Here is a 21,630-nt window from a genome sequence, read left to right on the forward strand (position 1 = left end):
TTCGGTCAGATGTAGCCTTCGCGGAGGGCATGGGCCACGGCATGCGCCCGGTTGCGCAGATGCAGTCGGGTGGTGAGCCCGTGCATCACGTTCTTGACGGTCCGTTCGGAGTAGGACAGCTTGCTGGCGATCTCCCCGGTGTCGAGCCCTTCGGCGACCAGCCTCAGTACGTCCACCTCGCGGGGTGCGAGTCCCGAGGAGGGGGCACCGGGATGGCTGCTCGCGGTGCGGTGCAGCGATCCCACCTGGCTGATCAGCCGCCCGAGCAGATCGGCGGGCAGGTCGCCGTCGCCGCGGGAGGCCGCGAGAACGGCCTGCACCAGCCGGTGCGCGGTGGCCTCGTGGCGCCACACGATGGCTCCGACGCCGCACTCGATGACGTCGAGGAGTTCGGTCTCGCGGATCACGCTCACCACGAGGACGGCCCGGGCTCCCTCGCTGCGCACGAGCCGGCGCAGCCGGGACAGGGCCATCTCGTCCAGCGTCTCGCTGATCAGCAGGGCGACGGTGTCAGGACCGGTCTCGGTCTCCTCGCGGAGGTCGATCACCGGGTGCTGCCGCAGCTGGCTGAGCGCGCCCTCCCGGGAGATCGGGTCCGACGCGTGCACCGCCACGGGTATGCGGGACTCGGGCTCGGCCGTGCCCGGAGCCGTGGTCCCGAATGAGCTGCGCAACCGACTCCCCTATGTTCACGTGCCCGTCAACTCTGTTGCGTCTGTGACAGGCGTGCGAGAACCACACTTCTGTGCCCCGCGAGCCGGGCGCAATCGTGGAGCACCACGAGACGCACCACGAGATCGGCGACCGTGGCGCGTTTCTGATCGTGGGTCATGTCACGCAACGCGGGCCGTGTGTTCCCCCGTCCCACACAGGGGACCGCATCACGGCTGTGAGGGAGGCAGGAATGGACGCACCGCTGCTTGAACGCGGGGAGGCCATGGAGCTGGTCGCCGCCGAGGCCGCGCGCGCCCGCGCGGGATCGGGCCGGCTGGTCCTGCTGCGGGGCGCCACCGGCACGGGCCGTTCCGCGCTCCTGGAGGCCGCCGCCGAGGAGGCGGAGGCGGCCGGGATGCGGGTGCTGCGGGCCCGCTGCTCCCCCGACGACACCACCGTTCCCTTCGCCGTCGTACGTCAACTCCTCGGTCCGAACGGGGAGTTCGCGGACGCGGACCGGATGCCGGACGAGCGTGCCCGGGCCGCCTGGCTGTGGCGGCTGCTGCGTTCGTACGCGGCCGGGCCCCCGCTCCTCGTCACCGTGGACGACGTCCATCTCGCGGACGACTCCTCGCGGCGCTGGCTCGCCGACGCCGCCCGAAAGGTGGACCGATTACCCGTGCTGCTGGTGGTGACCGAGCGCAGCCAGTACGACATCGACACTCCGTCGACCGGTCTCGCCCACACGCTCTCGCCCGCGCTCGTCCGCACCCTGACGCTCCCTCCGCTGGGCGTCGACTCCACGACGAGCCTGGTCCGTTCGGACTTCGGCGGGGTCCCCGGGACGTGGGTGGAGGACTGCGTACGGGCGGGCGCGGGCAGCCCGCTGCTGCTGCGGGCCCTGCTGGACGACCTGCGCGGAACCCTGCCGGCAACCGTGCCGAAGACGTGCGCCGCCCTGTATCCGGGGACCTACCAGGCCGCGGTGTCGTGGTGGCTGGACAGCGCGGGCCCCGCGACGGCGGAGGTGGCACGGGCGCTGGCGGCACTGCAGGAGGACCGCCCCTCGGCCGACGCCGCGTACGGCCCCGTCACCGACCGACCCCCGGCCGACCCGTATGACGGCCGCCCGGCCTGGACCCCGGCCGACCCGGATCACGGTCCTCCCTTGGACCGACCTCCGGCCCACCCGGCGCACGGCCACCCGGACTGGACACCGGCCGACCCGGATCACGGCCACCTGGACTGGGCAGCGACCGACCCGGGGTACGGCCACACGGACCGAGCTGATTCCGGCCTCGCCTCCGGCCCCGTCTCCGACCCCGCCCACGGCCACCCGATCCGTGTCACGGCCGCCCGCACCCGGCACCCGGAAGACGACCATGCCTTCGTCGGCGGCCGGTTCCCGGTCGGTGACGGGCTCACCGGACTCGCCGAGCTCGTCGGCGCGGTCGCCGGTGCCGACCCGGCACGGGTGGCGGGGTGGCTCACCGCCATGACACGGCTGGGGATCCTGCGCCCCGGTGCCGACGGGCGGCCCCGCTATGCCCATCCCCTGCTGCGGGACGCGGTGCTGAGCGGCTGGCCCGGTCCGCGGCGGCTGGCCGCACACCGGGCGGCCGCCGAGGTGATGCTGCGCCGCGGCGACCGCGCCGAGGCCGTCGCCGGCCAGCTGCTGCGCTCCGGCACGGTGGGCGAGGAGTGGGCCACCGGAGTCCTCCTGGACGCCGCCGCCATCGCCGTCCGCGAGGGCCGTACCGCCGACGCCCTGCCCTGTCTGCGCCGCGCCCTGGACGAGCCGCTGCCCGACGACCACCGCCAGCGCCTCCTCACCGAACTGGGCTCCCTGGAGTACGCCACCGTGCGCTCCTCCGCCGGCATCCCGCGCCTCGCCGAGGCGGTACGGCTGCCGGGCGTCCCGCAGGACCGGGTCCGTGCCGCGGTGGCCCTGGGCACGGCGCTGGCCGGGCGGGGCGAGGCCCGCGCCGCCGTCGACGTGCTGCGCTCCCTCGACCCCCAGCTGACGGGCCACCCCGACCTGTCCCGCACGGTCCACATCGCCTCGGCACTGCTCTCCGACCACGACCAGGAGATCCGGCAGGAGGTGTACCGCTGGCTGCGGGAGACCGCCGGGCGCTCACCGGGCCTGGTCGGCACCGCCGGTCAGGCACTGCTCGTACGGTACGAGGCGACAGCGGGCCTGATCTCGGCGGACGCGGCCATGGAACGGGTGCGCGCCCTGCTCGCGGAACCCGTCGACCCGCTCGCGGAGCCGTTCCTGCTGGGCACGGCCGCCGCCGTCGCCCAGTGGGCCGACGAACTCGAAGAGGCCGAGCGGCTCGTCGAGCGCGGTCTCGCCCGGCAGCGGCCGTCCCTGCTGCACCCCATGCACCGGGCCCTGCTGAACGTCGGGGCCGACATCGCCGCGGCCCGCGGCGACTACGCGCGCCTGCTCAGCGGGCCCGAGGCCCCGCAGCCCGCCGGGGCCCGCTCCGGCCCGGCCAACGGCCAGGCCCACGCGCTGGTCGCGCTGGTCGAGACCGGCAGGGTGGCGCAGGCCCGCCGGCTCGCGGGCGGCTTCGACCTGCGGGAGGCGCAGGACTCCTGGGAGCTGAACCGGTTCCTGCACGCGCGCGGTGTGCTGCGGGCCGCGGCCGGGGATCCGGCGGGAGCGCTCGACGACTTCCTCGAGTGCGGGCGCCGCCAGTCGGCCCGCGACGTGGTGAGCCCGGTCGTCACCCCCTGGCGGACGGCCGCGGCGGAATGCCGTCTGGCACTCGGCCGGCCCCGGGAGGCACTCGAACTGGCCGAGGAGGAACTGCGGCTGGCCCAGGTGTGGGACACACCGCGCCTGGTGGGGCGCGCCCTGCGGGTGCTCGGCACGGCGACCGGCGGGCGGCGCGGTCTGGAGCTGGCCGACCGGTCCGTACGGGCGCTGAGGGACGCCGGTGTGGACACGGAGCTGATTCCCGCGCTGATCGCGCAGGGGCGCCAGCTCACCGCCGCGGGGGATCGGGCCCGTGCCCGTGACTGTCTGCGGGAGGCGGCCGAGCGTGCCGAACGGCTGGGCGCCGTGCGGCTGCGGGCCACCGCCGAGGAGGCCCTGCGCGAGGGTGGCGCGCGCCGCACCGCGACGGCGCTCACCGGCTCGGGCGCGCTCACCGGAAGTGAGCGCCGCATCGCCGAACTGGCCGCCGACGGCCGTACGAACACGGAGATAGCGGAGCTGCTGCACCTGGCGCGCCGCACTGTGGAGACCCATCTGACCAGCGCGTACCGGAAGTTGGGCATCCGGCGGCGGGGCGGCCTGACGGCCGCGCTGGGCCGGGAGCGGGACGCCTGACGGACGCACGGGTTTGACTCGACGCCGTCCGGCCGCCTCGCTCCGGCCATGTCCCCTCGGCCCCCTGGCAGCGTCCCCGGCCCGCCGCCGCGCCCCGGACCTCCCCTCTCGCCCCGCCGGGATATTGCTTTGCGGCGTCGATCGGTGCCGCCGACACTGGCCCCGTGCTGACACGACGTGAGACCCCCGCCGACGTATCCGCCGTGCGTGCCGTGATCGCGGCCGCCTTCGCCAAGACGGACGCCCCCGACCCCGTGGAGGCCGTCCTGCTCGACGCGCTGCGGACCTGTGACGGCTGGCTGCCGGAACTGTCGTACGTGGCGGTCGACGAGAAGGACGAGGTCGTCGGCCACGTCGTCTGTACGCGCGGCCACGTCGACGGGGTGCCGGCTGTCGGGCTCGGCCCGATCGGTGTGCGCCCCGACCTGCAGCGGCGCGGCGTCGGCCTCGCCCTGATGCACTCGGTGCTCGGCGCCGCCGACGCCCTCGGTGAGCCGCTGGTCGCCCTGCTCGGCAGCCCCGCGTACTACGGCCGCTACGGCTTCCGGGCCGGCACCGAGCTGGGCATCCACGCGCCCGACCCCGCCTGGGGCGAGTACTTCCAGGTCCGCACACTGGCCGCGTACGACCCGGCCGTGCGCGGCACCTTCACCTACGCGGAGCCGTTCGGCGACCTCTGAGGTGCGGCCGGATCGAGACGCCGAGCCACTGCATGGAGGACATCTGGGAGATCGGGATGTACTGGGTGTGCCGGTTACCCCTTGGTCTCACTGGAGGGCTCGACGGGCCGCTCGGCGACGAAGGAGCCCAGGCCGGGTTCGGTGTAGATGAGCCCCTCTGCGCGCAGGCCCTTGTGCACCTTCTGCGCGGTGACCGCGGCGATTCCGAACTCGGCGGTCAACTCGGCGATGGAGGGCACCCGGGTCCTCGCGGGGTAGTCCCCGTTGACGATTCGGGCGGTGACGGCTGCGGCGACCTGGCGCCAGACGACTCGGGTTCGGTCGATTTCGAAGGCCATCACGCCTCGCCTTCGGGGGCCGGGTTCCCGGGTGGCCGGGCGACGAAGGAGCCCAGGCCGGGCTCCGTGTAGGTCAGGCCCTCTTCGCGCAGCGCGCGGAGCACCTTGTGCCCGGTCGCGTTGGCGATCCCGAACTCCTCCGTGAGCTGCACGACGGAGGGGACGCGGGTGCGAGGAGGGTAGGTGCCGTCCTTTATCCGGTTGCGGATCACCTCGGCCACCTGGCGCCAGCGGGGAATGTCGGGAACGAATTCGATCACCGCTCCAGCATGCGCATTCTTGGCGCGCTACACGATTCAGGGAATGCCTGGACTACCTAGCATGCCTAGATTCCTTCGAGTACGGTTAACCAGTGAGAGACCCCCGCGACGGGAGCAACCGTCCGGGGGCGCGGCCACCAGCAATCCCTGAACCGGAGCTGATGACATGACCGACCTTATCCATCGCCTCGCCGCATGGGTGAGCCTCCTGCTCATCCCGCGCGGAGCGCACCGCAGCCCGCCGGGCCATCCGGCACCCGCCGTCCACCTGCCGCCGCGAGCCGATGTGCCGCCCCTCCCGGCCCACCGCAGCCCGTACGGGCTCGACGCCCCGCTCGACGCCACCGCCACCAGAGCCGTACGCCCTTATGTGACCGCCCACGAACAGTGGTGGCGGCGCCGCGAACTCGCCCTGGCCACTCTGGGGCTGGACACGCCGGGCCCGTACTGGATCCACGGGGTGGAGGTCGCCTGATGGAACCGCAACCGTTGGAACAGCCGCGCCTGTTGCCCTGGTCGGGGCCCGAGGGCAAGCCCTGCTATCTCATCAGCGACGACCAGGGCGGGCCCCTCTCCCGCCTCGCCGACGCCACGGAATCCATCCAGCTCGGCATGGGCACGGAACTCCTCGCGCACGCCCACGAGATGCTGCCGGACAGCCCGCGGGGCGAACTTCGTTTCCTCGCCGAGCGGTTGAGCGAGGCTCTGCAGGCGGCCCTGCGGGTGGCCGAGAGCCGGGGCCGACGCCTCAGCCGGTTGAACTGAGCCCCGGCACCGGCACCGGCCCTGGTACCGGAGACGCCGACACCCCATGTCCGGGCGGGACATGGGGTGTCGGCGGTGCTGACGCGGTGGGCTACTTCACCGGCTGCGGCTCCGGCTCGCTCTCCGAGTCGGCCGCGCCCGCCGGGGGCTCGTCGTCGACCGGGGTCTTCACGGAGTCGAGCAGCAGCTGGGCCACGTCGACGACCGTGATCGACTCCTTGGCCTTGCCGTCGTTCTTCTTGCCGTTGACCGAGTCGGTCAGCATGACGAGGCAGAAGGGGCAGGCGGTGGAGACGATGTCCGGGTTGAGGGAGAGGGCCTCGTCGACGCGCTCGTTGTTGATGCGCTTGCCGATCCGCTCCTCCATCCACATCCGCGCACCACCGGCACCGCAGCAGAAGCCGCGCTCCTTGTGGCGGTGCATCTCCTGCTGACGCAGGCCCGGGACGGCCGACATGATCTCGCGCGGAGGCGTGTAGATCTTGTTGTGGCGGCCCAGGTAGCAGGGGTCGTGGTAGGTGATGAGGCCCTCGACCGGCGTCACCGGGATCAGCTTGCCCTCGTCGATCAGGTGCTGGAGCAGCTGGGTGTGGTGGATGACCTCGTAGTCGCCGCCGAGCTGCGGGTACTCGTTGCCGAGGGTGTTGAGGCAGTGCGGGCAGGTCGCGACGATCTTCTTCGCGGACTTCGGCTTCCTCGACTCCGCGGGGAAGTTGCCCTCGTCGTCCATCTCCTCGCCGAAGGCCATGTTCAGCGCGGAGACGTTCTCCATGCCGAGCTCCTGGAACAGGGGCTCGTTGCCGAGGCGCCGGGCGGAGTCACCGGTGCACTTCTCGTCGCCGCCCATGATCGCGAACTTGACGCCCGCGATGTGCAGCAGTTCCGCGAAGGCCTTGGTGGTCTTCTTGGCGCGGTCTTCGAGCGCGCCCGCACAGCCGACCCAGTACAGGTACTCGACCTCGGTGAGGTCCTCGATGTCCCGGCCGACGACCGGGATCTCGAAGTCGACCTCCTTGGTCCACTCAAGGCGCTGCTTCTTGGCAAGACCCCAGGGGTTGCCCTTCTTCTCCAGGTTCTTGAGCATCGTCCCGGCCTCGGACGGGAAGGCGCTCTCGATCATCACCTGGTAGCGGCGCATGTCGACGATGTGGTCGACGTGCTCGATGTCGACCGGGCACTGCTCGACGCAGGCGCCGCAGGTGGTGCAGGACCACAGGACGTCCGGGTCGATGACGCCGTTCTCCTCCAGCGTCCCGATGAGGGGCCGCTCGGCCTCGGCGAGGGCCGTCGCGGGCACGTCCTTCAGCTGCTCGGCGCTCGCCTTCTCGTTGCCCGACCCCGCGCCGCCAGGCGCTGATGGATCCAGCTTGCCGCCACCGGCGAGGAGATAGGGGGCCTTGGCGTGCGCGTGGTCGCGCAGCGACATGATCAGCAGCTTCGGGGAGAGCGGCTTGCCGGTGTTCCAGGCGGGGCACTGCGACTGACAACGCCCGCACTCGGTGCAGGTGGAGAAGTCCAGCAGGCCCTTCCAGGAGAACTGCTCGACCTGGGAGACGCCGAAGACGTCGTCGTCGCCGGGGTCGGTGAAGTCGATCGGCTTGCCGCCGGAGGTCATGGGCTGCAGCCCGCCCAGGGCCGTACCGCCGTCGGACTCGCGCTTGAACCAGATGTTCGGGAAGGCGAGGAAGCGGTGCCAGGCCACACCCATGTTGGTGTTCAGCGAGACGACGATCATCCACACGAACGACGTGCCGATCTTGATCGTCGCGACGAGGTAGACCAGGTTCTGCAGCGCGGAGACGCTCAGGCCCTTGAAGGCCAGGACCAGCGGGTACGAGGCGAAGTACCCGGCCTCGTAGTGCTCCACGTGGTGCAGTGCGCCCTCCAGGCCGCGCAGCACGTAGATCGCGAGGCCGATGGTGAGGATGACGTACTCGACGAAGTACGCCTGACCGGACTTGGAGCCCGCGAAGCGGGACTTGCGGCCGGCCCGCGAGGGCAGGCTCAGCAGCCGGATCACCATGAGCACGGCGATGCCCAGGATCGTCATGACGCCGATGAACTCGATGTAGAGCTCGAACGGCAGGAACTCACCGATGAACGGCAGTACCCAGTCGGCCTGGAAGAGCTGGCCGAAGGCCTGCACGAGGGTCGGCGGCAGCGTCAGGAAGCCGACGGCCACGAACCAGTGGGCGAAACCGACGATGCCCCACCGGTTCATCCGGGTGTGACCGAGGAACTCCTTCACCAGCGTCACGCTGCGCTGGTAGGGGTTGTCGGTGCGGCTCCCGGCGGGCACGGGCTGGCCGAGCTTGAAGTACCGGACGAACTGGCCGATGGCGCGTGCGATCAGCGCGACGCCGACCACGGTGAGAACCAGCGACACGATGATCGCGGCGAGTTGCATTCAGGGGCTCCTCGGGCCTGCGAGGGTGCATTACTAAGCGGTAACTTACGCAGTCCTCTGAGACTACCCACTCCTCTGTCCGCACTGTAGTCAGGGGCACGGTGATCTGCGTCGCTGAGGCTTGCCTGGGTACGCGTGGCGGGACGGCGCCCCTTCAGGGGCGCGGGGAACTGCGCGACCAGCCCTCACCGGCCCGCGGAAAACACGACGACCCGCAGGTCACACCCAAAGATGCGCGTAAGGAAGAGATAAGAGTTGAGCCTCCATGACTCACCTCTGTTGACCACGCGGCGAGCGTCATGCACACTTGAGTCCGTTCCACTCAAGTCATTGCTGGAGGAATTGAAATGGCACGTGCGGTCGGCATCGACCTGGGCACGACTAACTCCGTCGTCAGCGTTCTGGAGGGCGGTGAGCCCACCGTCATCACCAACGCAGAGGGCGCCAGGACCACGCCGTCCGTCGTCGCCTTCGCCAAGAACGGCGAGGTGCTCGTCGGCGAGGTCGCGAAGCGCCAGGCGGTCACGAACGTGGACCGGACGATTCGTTCCGTGAAGCGTCACATGGGCACGGACTGGAAGATCGAGCTCGACGGGAAGCACTTCAACCCGCAGCAGATGAGCGCCTTCATCCTGCAGAAGCTGAAGCGCGACGCCGAGGCGTACCTGGGCGAGAAGGTGGCCGACGCGGTCATCACCGTCCCGGCGTACTTCAACGACTCCGAGCGTCAGGCGACGAAGGAGGCCGGCGAGATCGCGGGCCTGAACGTCCTGCGCATCGTGAACGAGCCCACCGCGGCCGCCCTCGCGTACGGCCTCGACAAGGACGACCAGACGATCCTCGTCTTCGACCTCGGTGGCGGCACGTTCGACGTGTCGCTCCTGGAGATCGGCGACGGCGTCGTCGAGGTGAAGGCCACGAACGGCGACAACCACCTCGGTGGTGACGACTGGGACCAGCGGGTCATGGACTACCTGGTCAAGCAGTTCAACAGCGGCCACGGCGTGGACCTCGGCAAGGACAAGATGGCGCTCCAGCGCCTTCGCGAGGCCGCCGAGAAGGCCAAGATCGAGCTGTCCTCGTCCACCGAGACCACGATCAACCTGCCCTACATCACGGCGTCCGCCGAGGGCCCGCTGCACCTGGACGAGAAGCTCACGCGCGCCCAGTTCCAGCAGCTCACCGCTGACCTTCTGGAGCGCTGCAAGACGCCGTTCCACAACGTCATCAAGGACGCCGGCATCCAGCTGAGCGAGATCGACCACGTCGTTCTCGTCGGTGGCTCCACCCGTATGCCCGCCGTCGCCGAGCTCGTCAAGGAGCTGACCGGCGGCCAGGACGCCAACAAGGGCGTCAACCCGGACGAGGTCGTCGCCATCGGCGCCGCCCTCCAGGCCGGTGTCCTCAAGGGTGAGGTCAAGGACGTCCTGCTCCTCGACGTGACCCCGCTGTCCCTCGGTATCGAGACCAAGGGAGGGATCATGACCAAGCTCATCGAGCGCAACACCACGATCCCGACCAAGCGGTCCGAGATCTTCACGACGGCCGAGGACAACCAGCCGTCGGTGCAGATCCAGGTCTACCAGGGCGAGCGCGAGATCGCGGCGTACAACAAGAAGCTCGGGATGTTCGAGCTGACCGGTCTGCCGCCGGCCCCGCGCGGGGTCCCGCAGATCGAGGTCGCCTTCGACATCGACGCCAACGGCATCATGCACGTGACCGCGAAGGACCTGGGCACGGGCAAGGAGCAGAAGATGACCGTCACCGGCGGCTCCTCGCTGCCGAAGGACGAGGTCGACCGCATGCGCCAGGAGGCCGAGCAGTACGCGGACGAGGACCACCGTCGCCGCGAGGCCGCCGAGGCCCGCAACCAGGGCGAGCAGCTCGTCTACCAGACCGAGAAGTTCCTCAAGGACAACGAGGACAAGGTCCCGGGCGACGTCAAGACCGAGGTCGAGTCGAGCGTCGAGGAGCTCAAGGCCGCGCTCAAGGGCGAGGACACCGCCGAGATCCGTACGGCCACCGAGAAGGTCGCCGCCGTCTCCCAGAAGCTGGGCCAGGCGATGTACGCCGACGCCCAGGCCGCTCAGGGTGCAGCGGGCGCCGAGGCCCCGGGTGACGCCGGTGCCGACGCGGGTGCCAAGGCCGCCGACGACGACGTCGTCGACGCCGAGATCGTGGACGAGGACCGTGACCGCAAGGACGGTGCCGCGTGACGGAGGAGACCCCGGGCTTCGACGAGCAGCAGTCGCAGCAGCCCGACGTCCCCTCCGGCGCCACCCCTGAAGACGCCGAGCCCACGGCTGCCCCCTCCTCCGCGGAGGACGGGGCGGCCCGGGCAGGGGACGCGGCAGCAGCAGCGCAGATCGCGGGCCTCACCGCTCAGCTGGACCAGGTGCGCACGGCGCTCAACGAGCGCACGGCGGACGTCCAGCGGCTCCAGGCCGAGTACCAGAACTACCGCCGACGGGTCGACCGCGACCGGGTCGCGGTCAAGGAGGTCGCCATCGCGAACCTCCTGACCGAGCTCCTGCCCGTGCTCGACGACATCGGCCGCGCGCGGGAACACGGCGAACTGGTCGGCGGCTTCAAGTCGGTGGCCGAGTCGCTGGAGACCGTCGCGGCGAAGATGGGCCTGCAGCAGTTCGGCAAGGAGGGCGAGCCCTTCGACCCGATGATCCACGAGGCCCTGATGCACTCGTACGCGCCCGACGTCACGGAGACCACGTGCGTGGCGATTCTGCAGCCGGGGTATCGCTTCGGCGAGCGCACCATCCGCCCCGCGCGGGTGGCGGTGGCCGAGCCGCAGCCGGGCGCTCAGGCGGGCAAGGACGAGACGGACGCCACGAGCACGGCGGCCGACGACAAGGAGAGCGGTGGCCCGGACGAGGGCTGACGTGAAACAGGGCGTACGCGCGCCCGTACACACGGGCAGCGTCGAGCGCGTACGTGACAGTGACGTACGGAAGGAGGGGCGTCGAGGATGAGCACCAAGGACTTCATCGAGAAGGACTACTACAAGGTCCTCGGCGTCCCCAAGGACGCCACCGAAGCCGAGATCAAGAAGGCGTACCGGAAGCTCGCCCGCGAGTTCCACCCGGACGCCAACAAGGGGAACGCGAAGGCGGAGGACCGCTTCAAGGAGATCTCCGAGGCGAACGACATCCTCGGGGACCCCAAGAAGCGCAAGGAGTACGACGAGGCCCGCGCCCTCTTCGGCAACGGCGGGTTCCGGCCCGGTCCCGGCGCCGGCGGCAACTTCAACTTCGACCTGGGGGACCTCTTCGGAGGCGGGCCCCAGGGCGGAGCGGGCGGCGCCGGTGGGGCCGGCGGCTTCGGCGGCGGCATCGGTGACGTCTTCGGCGGCCTGTTCAACCGTGGCGGCGCCACCACCACCGGCACGCGTACGCAGCCGCGGCGCGGCCAGGACATCGACACCGAGGTCACGCTCAGCTTCACCGAGGCGGTGGACGGCGCGACCGTCCCCCTGCGCATGACCTCGCAGTCGCCCTGCAAGGCCTGCTCGGGCACCGGCGACAAGAACGGCACACCGAGGGTGTGCCCGACCTGCGTCGGCACCGGCCAGGTCGCGCGGGGCTCGGGCGGCGGCTTCTCGCTGACCGACCCGTGCCCCGACTGCAAGGGCCGCGGTCTGATCGCGGAGCACGCGTGCCTGGTCTGCAGCGGCTCGGGGCGCGCCAAGTCGTCCCGGACCATGCAGGTCCGTATCCCGTCCGGAGTGTCGGACGGGCAGCGGATCCGCCTGCGGGGCAAGGGCGCGCCCGGCGAGCGGGGCGGCCCTTCGGGCGACCTGTACGTCACCGTGCACGTGGGCGCCCACCCGGTCTTCGGCCGCAAGGGCGACAACCTCACCGTCACCGTGCCCGTCACCTTCACGGAGGCGGCGCTCGGCGGCGAGGTCCGTGTGCCCACGCTCGGGGGGCCTCCGGTCACCCTGAAGCTGCCCCCGGGCACGCCCAACGGCCGTACGATGCGTGCCCGTGGCAAGGGTGCGGTCCGTAAGGACGGCACCCGAGGGGACCTGCTGGTCACCGTCGAGGTGAGTGTCCCCACGGACGTGACGGGGAAGGCTCGTGACGCGCTCGAGGCGTATCGCGAGGCCACCGCGGACGAGGATCCGCGGGCGGAGCTGTTCCAGGCCGCGAAGGGAGCATGAGGACACCATGGACGCGACCGGACGTCGTCGGCAGAACTCATTCACCGGCAGGGCCTATGAGCTGACGGAAGAGACACCGGTGTACGTCATCTCGGTGGCCGCCCAGCTCTCGGGTCTGCACCCGCAGACGTTGCGTCAGTACGACCGCCTCGGCCTGGTCTCCCCGGACCGCACGGCGGGGCGCGGCCGTCGCTACTCTGCCCGCGACATCGAACTGCTGCGCACCGTCCAGCAGTTGTCGCAGGACGAGGGCATCAACCTCGCGGGCATCAAGCGCATCATCGAGCTGGAGAACCAGGTCGCCGCGCTCCAGTCCCGCGTCGCGGAGATGGAAGCGGCCCTGGACGGCGCGGCGTCGGCCATGCAGCAGCGCGAGGCCGCCGTGCACGCCTCGTACCGCCGCGACCTGGTCCCGTACCAGGAGGTCCAGCAGACGAGCGCGCTGGTGGTGTGGCGCCCCAAGCGCCAGCAGTCGGACTGACCGCCCGCGAGGGCGGACGGACGGAAGGGGCCCGGAGGTTCAACCGAACCTCCGGGCCCCTTCCGTGTCGCTGGTGTCTCTCAGTTCCCTCGGCTCACCCGGCGGGCGTGCCCGGCGCCGCGCCGAGCTCGGTCGCGATCACCGACTTGTCCCCGCTGGTGGCCCAGTTGCCGTGGGTGTCGTACGCCCGGACGACGAAGCAGACACGCTCGCCGTCGGGGAGGGTGCTGTGCTCGTACGAGGTGGTGCCGGCCGGCACGTACTCCACGAGGCGGGCGATGCAGAACGACTCGTTGCCCTTCATGGGCTCGCCCTTGAAGACGCCGTACTTCGCGAGGTCGGCGGCCGGGTTCCCGTCCCAGTTCAGCGCGAAGCCGTACTCGGTCGGGGTGGCCGCCAGCCCGGTGACGTTGGGCGGCGGGGTGTAGTCCCGCCGTGTGCCGCTGAAGACGACGGACGGGGCGGACTCGTTGCCCGCCGCGTCGACCGCCGTCACCCGGTAGAAGTGCTTGACGTCCACGACGGCCGAGGCGTCGAGGTAGTGGAGCCGCCCCGGATCCGGGCTGCCGATCCTGGTGAACGGGCCGCCCTCGCTCGCCGCCCGGTAGACCCGGTACGACGGCTGCACGCCGCCCTCGGGGTGCCACCAGATCCGCAGACCGCCCGTCTCCGTGACCGCGCTCATCATGGTGGGCGCGTCCGGTGCCGTCCGGTCGGCGGTGGTCACGCTCTGGTCGGCGGTACCGGCCGACTCGTTGCCCGCCTTGTCGTAGGCGCGGGCCTCGTAGTGGTAGGTCTCGCCGGTCGCCGGGAGCGTGGCGTCCGTGTACGACGTGGAGGTGGTCGTCGCGAGGGGCTCGGTGCCGAACGAGGCGCCCTCGGCCCGCCGGTAGACGCGGTACCCGGCGAGGTCCATCTCCTTGTTCTTCGTCCAGGAGAGCCTGGCCTTGCCGCTCGCCGTGTCGTACGTCGCCTTCGCCCCGGTCGGCACGAGCGGCTTGACCTTGTCGACGGTGGCCGAAGTGCGGGGCGTGTAGGCGAACTTGACGTTCGCGGACCCGGTCCAGTTGACGAAGTCGACGCGCAGCGTGTGCGTCCCGGACGGGACGGTGATGTTGACGGTCTTCTTCTGGGTGGTGGAGACGTTCTTCCAGAGGTCGACCTTGCGGACGCCGTCCAGGTACACGCGGATGCCGTCACGCGACTCGACGGGCAGGGCGAAGGGGCCGCCCGAACCGAAGTCGCGGGTGACGGTCCAGCGGACGCCGAAGTTGTTGGACGGCAGGCCGGAGGCGGGGGCGCGGGTGCCCCAGTTCTGGTCGATCTTCGAGTCGCAGTCGGTCTTCTTCGGCTTGCCGGAGAAGGAGGTGTTCGCGAAGAACTGCCTTGTGTAGACGGGTGAGTTGCAACTCGTCGCGGCGGACGCGGACGAGGGGGCGGCGCTGAGCAGGCCGCCCGTGGTGGCGAGCACGACGGCGGCGACAGCGGCCGTCCTGCTTCTCGCTGGGTTCATGCGTTCCTCGGTGTCGTCGTCGGCGGCGGCAGGGAAGCCGCCGACGATCAGGACCGGCGGACGCGTGGGTTGGTTGTACGGATTCGTTCAGTCCAGTTGAAGGCGTTCCGGCTAGCGGCCCAGGCTCTGCCAGAGCGTGAGCGCCAGGGCCAGGCACGAGGTGGCCGCCGCGAGGGACGGCAGGGGCCAGCGGGTCCGTTCCAGGGCCTCGATGCGGGCTTCGTGCTCGTCGAGGGCCTTGTCGGTCTGGTCCGCGCGCTGGAGGAGCAGGGCGAGGTCGCCCCGGGTGGTGGCGAAGCCGACGTCGACCGAGCGGCGCAGGCGTTCCAGCTCCAGGACGACCTCCTCGGTGTCGGTGGTGGTCATACAGCTGCAACCCCTTCTCATGTGTGGGAACATGTGTTCGAACGTTGCGGAAGAGCGAACAGGGTTGCATGGTGCGAGCGCGTGCGCAAGTAACTATGGATCCGGAGAGGCCGATGTGACGCAGGCGCTACGGAATGTGGCCGAAGAACCCTTGGTGGAGCGGCCGTTGCCGAATCTCCACGGTTACGTGCGAGCGCGCACACACATGAGTGCGAGCCCGGTCGGTACGCTCTCCCCGCGACGACAGGGGAGCGGTCACATGGGTTCCAGCGCACGGGCCGGGGCCCGTACGGACCAGGCGTACCGGGCCGAGGGTCTCGAGGAGTTCGCAGGCTGGATCGAAAGCCTGCTGCGGGTCCGCGGCTATGACATCGACAGCCCGCGCGGCGGCGGCCGTTCGAAGCTCGCGGACGACGCCGGGGTGCACCGCGCCGCCGTGAGCCGGCTGCTGCAACGGCAGTCCATGCCCGACCTGGAGACGATGCGCAGGATCGCGGCCGTGCTCGGAGTGCCCCTGCGGGAGATGCTCATCCGCTCCGGCAGGCTCACCGAGGACGATCTGCCGCTCACCGACGGCGGCCGTTCCGCGGACGGCGACGAGCACCTGCGGATCAGCCCCGAGGAGGCCGCCCGCAGGATGGGCGTCCCGGCCGAACTGCGGGACCTGTTCGCCAAGGTGGCACGGCAGTTCCTGCCGGAGGGCGCTTGACGGCGAAGGGACCGGGGCACGGCATGGGTGATCCAGGAGGCGGCCGCGGCACCGAGGCGGAACGCGTCGCCGAACTCGTGGGCGAGCTCTTCGACACGCTCGCCGCGAAGGTCCGTGTCGCAGGCCCGGAGTCCGTCCGTGTGCTCACCGAGGAGGAACTGCAGCGGCACCAGCTGAGCTGGTTCCGCGCGGGCTGGGAGGAACACGCCCGCGCGTCCGGCCAGGAGCGCCCGGTGGGCCCGGACCGCCCGACGGCCCGCCTCCTCCCCTTCCCCGAGCGCCTGCGCGAACACCCGCCGGACGACGAGGGCTGAAGGCAGGGAGGGGCGAGGCGAGGAGGCGGGCCGGTTCTCACGGAGCGGTGCGGCACCCCGTGGGCTCGTCGAAGATCTCCGCCAGGTCGCAGGCCAGGTCGTCGTCCCAGTCCCCGGCATCGGCCCCGGTCCAGTCCTGCTCCTTCTGCCCGGTCTGCGCAGTCTGTCCCGATTGCTGCACCGGGTCCGTCAGGTCCACCGGTTGCTTCGGGTCCTTCGGCTCCTTGGGCGGCTTCGGCGGGGCCTGGAGCCAGCTTTCGAGGTCGCGCCCCGTGTAGCCCTGGGCGCAGGCGACGACCGCGTCGTGGAGAGTGTTGGGACCGGTGAGCCCGGCGAGCTTGGGCCAGTCGACGTCACAGGCGCCCGGGACCGGATCGGGCGCGGCCTGCGCTCCGGGCACGTCCTGAGGCCCGGGCGCCGCCTGAGGCCAGGGCAGGGGCACGGCGGGCCCGGTGGCGGCCGTGGCGGTCGTGCCGACTGTCACGGCCAGGCAGCCTGCCGCGAGGGCGGTTATGAGGCATCGGGAGAAGGTGCGCATGCGGGACTCCGGAGTCAGTGGTGGCAAGGAGTGGGACGAGTTGTCTGGTTCCAGCAACTTCCGGGAGCCCCGCCGCCGCAATCGGTACGCGGCCGATCAGGTGCCCGCACTGACCCGGACGTGGTGTTCTGCCCCCTGTGTCCCACCGCTCTCCGGGGGATCCGCCCGACTTCACCCCCGTCTCTCCACACCTTTCCGTTGCGATCTCGTTAGCAGCTACTCCTTGACGTCCCGGGAACCCCCGCGTTGGCTTTTTGTCACTGGGCTCGCAATGTCGCCCTCGTCCGGAAGGCACCCGAAGTGAACCGCGCCATACGTCGTACCGTTCTAGCCATCGCCGCTTCCTCCATGACCCTGACTCTGGCCGCGTGCGGCACCGGTGACGACGGCGCTGAAGCGAGCCCGACCAAGGGCGACGACATCACGGTGGGCCTGCTGCTGCCGGAGAAGGCGAACTCCCGCTACGAGAAGTTCGACTACCCCATCATCAAGAAGAAGGTCGCCTCCCTCACGAACGGCAAGGGCGAGGTCGTCTACGCCAACGCCGAGCAGGACGCCGCCGAGCAGAACCGGCAGCTCGCGCAGATGATCGACGACAAGGTCGACGTGCTGCTGGTGGACGCCGTGGACTCGCACGCCATCGCCACCGGAGTGGAGAAGGCCAAGGCCGCGGGCATTCCCGTCATCGCGTACGACAGGCTGGCCGAGGGGCCGATCGACGCGTACATCTCGTTCGACAACGAGGCGGTCGGACAGGTGCAGGGCCGGGCCCTCACCGACCAGCTGGACGGTGGCAAGTCCCAGAAGATCGTCATGATGAACGGTGCGGTGACGGACCCGAACGCCGCCCAGTTCAAGGCGGGCGCCCTCGGCGAGCTGACCGGCAAGGTGACCATCGCCAAGTCGTACGACACCAAGGACTGGAAGCCGGCGAACGCCCGGGCCAACATGATGGCGGCCATCTCCTCCATCGGCGCGGACAACATCGCCGGGGTCTACTCCGCCAACGACGGCATGGCGGGCGGCGTCATCTCCGCGCTGAAGGCCGCGGGCGTCACCAACCTGCCGCCGGTCACCGGTCAGGACGCGGAGCTGGACGCGGTACAGCGCATCGTCGCCGGCGACCAGTTCATGAGCGTCTACAAGCCGTACCCCGACGAGGCCGAGACCGCCGCCGAGCTGGCCGTGGCCCGCGTCCGCGGCTACGGCATCGAGTTCGACTCGCTCACCCCCGACAAGGTCTCCAGCCCCACCGACAAGAACATCCCGGCCCACCTCGTCCAGGTCTCGTCCCTCACCCAGAACACCATCGAGTCGACGGTCATCCGCGACGGCATCTACTCCGCCCAGGAGATCTGCACGGCCAAGTACAAGGCGGCGTGCGAGTCCCTCGGCATCGACTAGCCGCATCCCGCGGCCGGCCACGACGCGGGATCCGTACGCGAGGGTCGACGAAGACCTCTTTTTGATTCCGCTTGTGTGACAGCGGTGTGGAGATGGGCTGTCCCCCAGTCGGTCGGTGCTTGGAGGCGGTAACCCCCGATGGGTGGATACCACGGCTGAGACCTGGCCGAGAGCCTGAGGCCACACGGATCGCACTCATGGCTCCGTGTCACCCATTCCGTCATGTTCCGTGGCGGAAGAGAGGAGTGACTCTGTGAACATCAGAACCGCAAGACGCCTGGGGGTCGGGTTCATCGCCGCCCTGGCTCTCGGCACGACAGCGCCCGCCTTCGCGTACGAGATCGGGCCGCACTCGTACGGCGGTGAACTCCGGTTCTGGACCGAGGGCACGCCGGACCGCGGAATCATGAACATCAAGGACACCGGCGAGGACCACTGGGTGAAGGCGGAGTACTACCGGATCGCCCACTCGGACGACAAGCTGACGCTGTGGAACAAGGGCGGCCCCGACGGGCCGTCGGACAACGATGGCAACCCGGGCACCGTCGAAAGCGGCGAGCACTCCGAAATCTTCAAGGCCCGAGGCACGGTCTCACGCAACAACCTGCCCGACTGGCACACCGATTGGTACACAGACTAAGACATTTGCACCCACTGATCCGGACCGGCAGCCTGGCCGGGGGGCTCCACGCCTCCGGCCGGGCTGCCGTTTTCCGGGACTTCTGGGACTTCCTGCACCTCTGGAGGTTCTGGTACTCGAGACCAAGGGAGCATCGTGTGACCTCACCCCCCACCCGGCCCGTCCTGGACATCGACGACGTGGTGTACGACGTGGCCGGGCGCCGCCTGCTGGCAGGCGCCGACTTGGCTGTCCACCCCGGGCAGTCCGTTTCCGTGATGGGTCCCTCGGGCAGCGGGAAGTCCTCGCTGCTGATGTGCATCATGGGCCTCGTCCGTCCGGACTCGGGACACGTGACCGTCGCGGGCCAGGACATGAACGGGCTGTCGTCGCGGGCTCTGGCCGCACATCGGCGTCGGCACATAGGCATGGTTTTCCAGTTCGGTGAACTCCTCCCGGAACTCACCCCCGTCGAGAACGTCATGATCGCGAGCCTGCTGGCCGGTGACTCGGCCGGCGACGCGCAGTCCCGCTCCGAGAGGCTCCTGGCCGACCTCGGTGTACCCAAGACAACGGCGACACAGGATCTCTCCGGTGGGGAGCGACAGCGTGTCGCGGTGGCCAGGGCGCTGGTGAACACCCCGGAACTGCTACTCGCCGACGAGCCGACGGGATCCCTGGACGGGAAGCAGCGGGCGTCGGTGGCAGACCTCCTTTTCCGTACGCCCCGTGCGCACGGATGCGCGCTGGTCGTGGTGACGCACGACGAGACGGTGGCACGCCTGGCCGACGTACAACTGCACTTGGTGGACGGTAAGTTGGCTCAGGTTCAGGAAGCGCGGTGACCGGCACGGGGCTCAGGCGCCAGCTGCTGCGGATGGGGCGTGCCGCCTCGTGGACGGCTGAGGCGGGACGTATCCGCTTCTTCGCGCTGCTCCTGGCGACGACCGTCGCGACCCTGGCCGTCATGGGGTTCGTCCTGGCCTCGGCTTCGTTCGACGGGCGGGCGGACCGGAGTGCGGCCCGAGGGGCGAGAGTCGTCGAACCGGGGTCCTCCGCGCGGGCCGAGCTGCTGTGGAAGGCGACGATCGCGAGCCTGAACGACCGCCAGTACGACGTGGTCTACATCGAACCCCTCGTCGAGAACGCGCCGTTGCCCCCAGGTGTCGGCCACTGGCCGAAGCCGGGCGAGGTGCTCCTTTCCCCTGCGCTCAAGAAGGCCGACGGCGTCGTGCTCGGCGAGTACGGCCGTCCGGTGGGCACCATCGGCGCTGAAGGGCTGGAAGCGCCGGGGGAGTATTTTGCTTATGTACGCCCCGCCGCGGCGAGACTGGACGCCGAGTCGATGGCGAAGGTGTCCGGCTTCGGGGTCCCCTGGACGCCCGCGCTGGGCGAGCATCTGTACAACTTTGGTCCGTCCGAGTTCCGTTGGGCATACCTGGCGCTGGTGGGACTGCCCGCCGCGCTGTTCGTGGTGATCGCCGCCAGGGTCGGCGCCGCGGCCAGGGACCGGCGTACCGCTGTGCTTGCCGCGCTGGGGGCGTCGACCGGCGCCCGTGCCTGGTTCGCGGTGGGCGAGGCGGGCGTACCGGTGGCGATCGGTGCGGTGCCGGCAGGGATTGTCGCGGGCCTGGTGCCGGTCATCGACGTCCCGTTTCCCATGGTCGACTTCGTGCTCTACGCACCTGACGCCCGCGCGGCCCTGGCCGGGCTTGCGGTTGCTCTCGGGGGCGTACCGATGACCGTACTGGCCCTCGTGGTGCTGCTGCAGCCTCCCCACAGAACCGACGGTCGTTCGACCAGACCGGTCGCGGCGGGACGCCGTCGCGAGTGGATGCTGTGGTTGTTCCCCGTGGCGTTCTTCGGCACTGTACGCGGCACCGATCTCGCACCGTACGACCTGCGGCTTCCCGTGCTGGCGGCCGGCTCGGTCGCCACCATCGCGCTGCTTCCCGGCGTGGTCGGCGCGCTCGTGTCCGCGGCGGGGCCCATGATGGCCAGGGCCGGGGCCGCGCGCGGGCGGATCGGCATGCTGGTGTCGGGCCGACGGCTGGCCTCCGGGGCGCGTCCGGTCGCCCGGCTGGTCGCCTCCGTGGTCATCGCGATCGGGCTGGCCGCGCAAGGGCAGATCGCCATCAGCCTTTTCACCGACATGAGCGACCGGGTCGAAGCTGTGGAGAACCACTTGGGGACCAGCGTGCTGCGCGTGTCGACGACCATGTCGACGGCGTCCGCCGATGTGGCGGGTTTCGAGCGCGCATTGGGTCGGGAAGTCCACGCCCTGGCCGTGCTCCGCGATTCGGAGAAGGGCAGGGCCGAGGTCGTCGCCGGGTGCGCCGTGTGGCGGAGTCTCGACGTGCCGTGTTCGGGCTCCCCGACCGCACTGCACAGCAGCCACCGGGGTTTGGACCAGGCCGTCTCCCTGGAGCGGTCCGTCGGGCTGCGTCTGTTCGCACGTACGGGAAGTGTGAGCGATGCGGTGCGCAAGACCGAGGACCCGGCGCTCATGGTGGTGGCGGCGGACGGCCGGCAACTCTCGCCGGCTCGCGTGCACCAGGCCGCCAACAGCAACCTGGCGATGGCTACCCGGGTGGAAGTCTTCGCAATGACCGGGTCGTTGGGCGGCAGCGGCGAGGGGATAGCGGCTCAGCAGTGGCTGCAACTGCTGTCGTTGGCAGGGGTGTTGGTCATAGTCGTGGTTGCCGGTATCGGATCGATCGCCCAGTTCGTCCGTACGGGAAGGGAGCTTGGCCCGATCTCAGTCCTCGCGGGAAGCCGCCGGGTCTACTACTCCGTGTCATGGTGGTCGCTGCTCGCTCCGACCGTGTTCGCCGTCTTCATGGCGGTGCTCGTGTCGTGGTTCGTCACGAGCCCCTTGATGGCCAGCGGCAGTAGCAGGCTGTCCGCGCTTTCGACCGTGGGCGCGGCCGGGTTGCTGTGCGCGGCGGTCATGGCCTGGTGGGGAGCGAGGATGGCGTCCTCGGCCGCTTCGGTGTGGCGTCCACGCGGTGATTGACGGGTTTCCCGCGGATACGCCGATTTCAGCAAGCGGGGAGACTCCC

The 21,630-nt window shown here is 70.4% G+C and carries 21 protein-coding genes; 14 read left to right on the top strand and 7 right to left on the bottom strand.

Annotated features, from left to right (window positions below; all coding sequences use genetic code 11):
• Positions 1 to 5: 5 nt before the first annotated feature.
• Positions 6 to 674: a helix-turn-helix transcriptional regulator gene (locus tag O1Q96_RS02870; protein WP_269246707.1), complete on the bottom strand. Its 669-nt coding sequence runs from the start codon at positions 672 to 674 to the stop codon at positions 6 to 8.
• A 230-nt stretch (positions 675 to 904) separates the two neighbouring features.
• Here O1Q96_RS02870 and O1Q96_RS02875 point away from each other — a divergent pair, with 230 nt between their 5' ends.
• On the top strand, positions 905 to 3,997 hold the full coding sequence (locus O1Q96_RS02875) for an AAA family ATPase (protein WP_269246708.1): 3,093 nt from the start codon (positions 905 to 907) through the stop codon (positions 3,995 to 3,997).
• A 164-nt stretch (positions 3,998 to 4,161) separates the two neighbouring features.
• Positions 4,162 to 4,677, top strand: coding sequence for a GNAT family N-acetyltransferase (locus O1Q96_RS02880; protein WP_269246709.1), 516 nt, complete (start codon positions 4,162 to 4,164; stop codon positions 4,675 to 4,677).
• Between the two features lie 74 nt (positions 4,678 to 4,751).
• Here the strand turns inward: O1Q96_RS02880 and O1Q96_RS02885 are convergent, their stop codons facing one another.
• Positions 4,752 to 5,015 carry a GntR family transcriptional regulator gene (locus tag O1Q96_RS02885; RefSeq protein WP_269246710.1) on the bottom strand — a complete coding sequence of 88 codons (264 nt, stop codon included), beginning with the start codon at positions 5,013 to 5,015 and terminating at the stop codon, positions 4,752 to 4,754.
• Positions 5,015 to 5,275 (bottom strand): GntR family transcriptional regulator, encoded by a 261-nt coding sequence (locus O1Q96_RS02890; RefSeq protein WP_269246711.1) that lies wholly within the window; start codon positions 5,273 to 5,275, stop codon positions 5,015 to 5,017. Before O1Q96_RS02890 ends, O1Q96_RS02885 begins: the two co-directional genes overlap by 1 nt.
• A 166-nt stretch (positions 5,276 to 5,441) precedes the next feature.
• Between O1Q96_RS02890 and O1Q96_RS02895 the strand changes: the two genes are divergently transcribed.
• Both O1Q96_RS02895 and O1Q96_RS02900 read left to right on the top strand, forming a co-directional pair.
• A complete protein-coding gene (locus tag O1Q96_RS02895) occupies positions 5,442 to 5,750 on the top strand; it encodes a hypothetical protein (protein ID WP_269246712.1) in 309 nt (102 codons plus the stop codon).
• A complete protein-coding gene (locus O1Q96_RS02900) occupies positions 5,750 to 6,040 on the top strand; it encodes a hypothetical protein (RefSeq protein ID WP_217458265.1) in 291 nt (96 codons plus the stop codon). The genes O1Q96_RS02895 and O1Q96_RS02900 overlap by 1 nt, the downstream gene beginning before the upstream one ends.
• A gap of 91 nt (positions 6,041 to 6,131) precedes the next feature.
• Here O1Q96_RS02900 and O1Q96_RS02905 read toward each other — a convergent pair whose 3' ends face one another.
• Positions 6,132 to 8,447 (bottom strand): (Fe-S)-binding protein, encoded by a 2,316-nt coding sequence (locus tag O1Q96_RS02905; RefSeq protein ID WP_269246713.1) that lies wholly within the window; start codon positions 8,445 to 8,447, stop codon positions 6,132 to 6,134.
• Positions 8,448 to 8,794: 347 nt separating this feature from the next.
• On the opposite strand from O1Q96_RS02905, the gene dnaK reads away from it, so the two are divergent.
• From dnaK to O1Q96_RS02925, 4 genes are all read left to right on the top strand, one after another.
• Positions 8,795 to 10,663 (top strand): molecular chaperone DnaK, encoded by a 1,869-nt coding sequence (gene dnaK, locus O1Q96_RS02910; RefSeq protein ID WP_217458267.1) that lies wholly within the window; start codon positions 8,795 to 8,797, stop codon positions 10,661 to 10,663.
• Entirely contained in the window at positions 10,660 to 11,343 is a 684-nt protein-coding gene (grpE, locus tag O1Q96_RS02915) for a nucleotide exchange factor GrpE (protein ID WP_269246714.1), read from the top strand. Before dnaK ends, grpE begins: the two co-directional genes overlap by 4 nt.
• A gap of 87 nt (positions 11,344 to 11,430) precedes the next feature.
• The gene (dnaJ, locus tag O1Q96_RS02920) at positions 11,431 to 12,624 is read left to right on the top strand and encodes a molecular chaperone DnaJ (protein WP_269246715.1); all 1,194 of its coding nucleotides are present in this window, start codon (positions 11,431 to 11,433) and stop codon (positions 12,622 to 12,624) included.
• A gap of 7 nt (positions 12,625 to 12,631) precedes the next feature.
• The gene (locus tag O1Q96_RS02925; RefSeq protein ID WP_254644625.1) at positions 12,632 to 13,105 is read left to right on the top strand and encodes a heat shock protein transcriptional repressor HspR; all 474 of its coding nucleotides are present in this window, start codon (positions 12,632 to 12,634) and stop codon (positions 13,103 to 13,105) included.
• 94 nt (positions 13,106 to 13,199) lie between these two features.
• Here the strand turns inward: O1Q96_RS02925 and O1Q96_RS02930 are convergent, their stop codons facing one another.
• Both O1Q96_RS02930 and O1Q96_RS02935 read right to left on the bottom strand, forming a co-directional pair.
• Positions 13,200 to 14,618, bottom strand: coding sequence for a PA14 domain-containing protein (locus O1Q96_RS02930; RefSeq protein ID WP_269246716.1), 1,419 nt, complete (start codon positions 14,616 to 14,618; stop codon positions 13,200 to 13,202).
• A 111-nt stretch (positions 14,619 to 14,729) separates the two neighbouring features.
• The gene (locus O1Q96_RS02935; protein WP_217458273.1) at positions 14,730 to 14,984 is read right to left on the bottom strand and encodes a hypothetical protein; all 255 of its coding nucleotides are present in this window, start codon (positions 14,982 to 14,984) and stop codon (positions 14,730 to 14,732) included.
• A gap of 259 nt (positions 14,985 to 15,243) precedes the next feature.
• Between O1Q96_RS02935 and O1Q96_RS02940 the strand changes: the two genes are divergently transcribed.
• The gene (locus O1Q96_RS02940) at positions 15,244 to 15,693 is read left to right on the top strand and encodes a helix-turn-helix domain-containing protein (protein ID WP_269246717.1); all 450 of its coding nucleotides are present in this window, start codon (positions 15,244 to 15,246) and stop codon (positions 15,691 to 15,693) included.
• A gap of 23 nt (positions 15,694 to 15,716) precedes the next feature.
• The gene (locus O1Q96_RS02945; RefSeq protein WP_269246718.1) at positions 15,717 to 16,007 is read left to right on the top strand and encodes a hypothetical protein; all 291 of its coding nucleotides are present in this window, start codon (positions 15,717 to 15,719) and stop codon (positions 16,005 to 16,007) included.
• Positions 16,008 to 16,044: 37 nt separating this feature from the next.
• Here O1Q96_RS02945 and O1Q96_RS02950 read toward each other — a convergent pair whose 3' ends face one another.
• Positions 16,045 to 16,491: a hypothetical protein gene (locus O1Q96_RS02950; RefSeq protein WP_269246719.1), complete on the bottom strand. Its 447-nt coding sequence runs from the start codon at positions 16,489 to 16,491 to the stop codon at positions 16,045 to 16,047.
• Between the two features lie 402 nt (positions 16,492 to 16,893).
• On the opposite strand from O1Q96_RS02950, the gene O1Q96_RS02955 reads away from it, so the two are divergent.
• The 4 genes from O1Q96_RS02955 to O1Q96_RS02970 all read left to right on the top strand — a co-directional run bounded on the left by O1Q96_RS02955 (position 16,894) and on the right by O1Q96_RS02970 (position 21,584).
• Positions 16,894 to 17,949 carry a sugar ABC transporter substrate-binding protein gene (locus O1Q96_RS02955; RefSeq protein WP_269246720.1) on the top strand — a complete coding sequence of 352 codons (1,056 nt, stop codon included), beginning with the start codon at positions 16,894 to 16,896 and terminating at the stop codon, positions 17,947 to 17,949.
• Positions 17,950 to 18,202: 253 nt separating this feature from the next.
• Positions 18,203 to 18,589: a hypothetical protein gene (locus tag O1Q96_RS02960; protein ID WP_269246721.1), complete on the top strand. Its 387-nt coding sequence runs from the start codon at positions 18,203 to 18,205 to the stop codon at positions 18,587 to 18,589.
• 137 nt (positions 18,590 to 18,726) lie between these two features.
• The gene (locus O1Q96_RS02965) at positions 18,727 to 19,413 is read left to right on the top strand and encodes an ABC transporter ATP-binding protein (RefSeq protein ID WP_269246722.1); all 687 of its coding nucleotides are present in this window, start codon (positions 18,727 to 18,729) and stop codon (positions 19,411 to 19,413) included.
• Complete coding sequence (locus tag O1Q96_RS02970; RefSeq protein WP_269246723.1) at positions 19,410 to 21,584, top strand: hypothetical protein; 2,175 nt, start codon at positions 19,410 to 19,412, stop codon at positions 21,582 to 21,584. The genes O1Q96_RS02965 and O1Q96_RS02970 overlap by 4 nt, the downstream gene beginning before the upstream one ends.
• Positions 21,585 to 21,630: the final 46 nt, after the last annotated feature.

The sequence above is a fragment of the Streptomyces aurantiacus genome (genome assembly GCF_027107535.1).
In the GTDB taxonomy this organism is placed as follows: domain Bacteria; phylum Actinomycetota; class Actinomycetes; order Streptomycetales; family Streptomycetaceae; genus Streptomyces.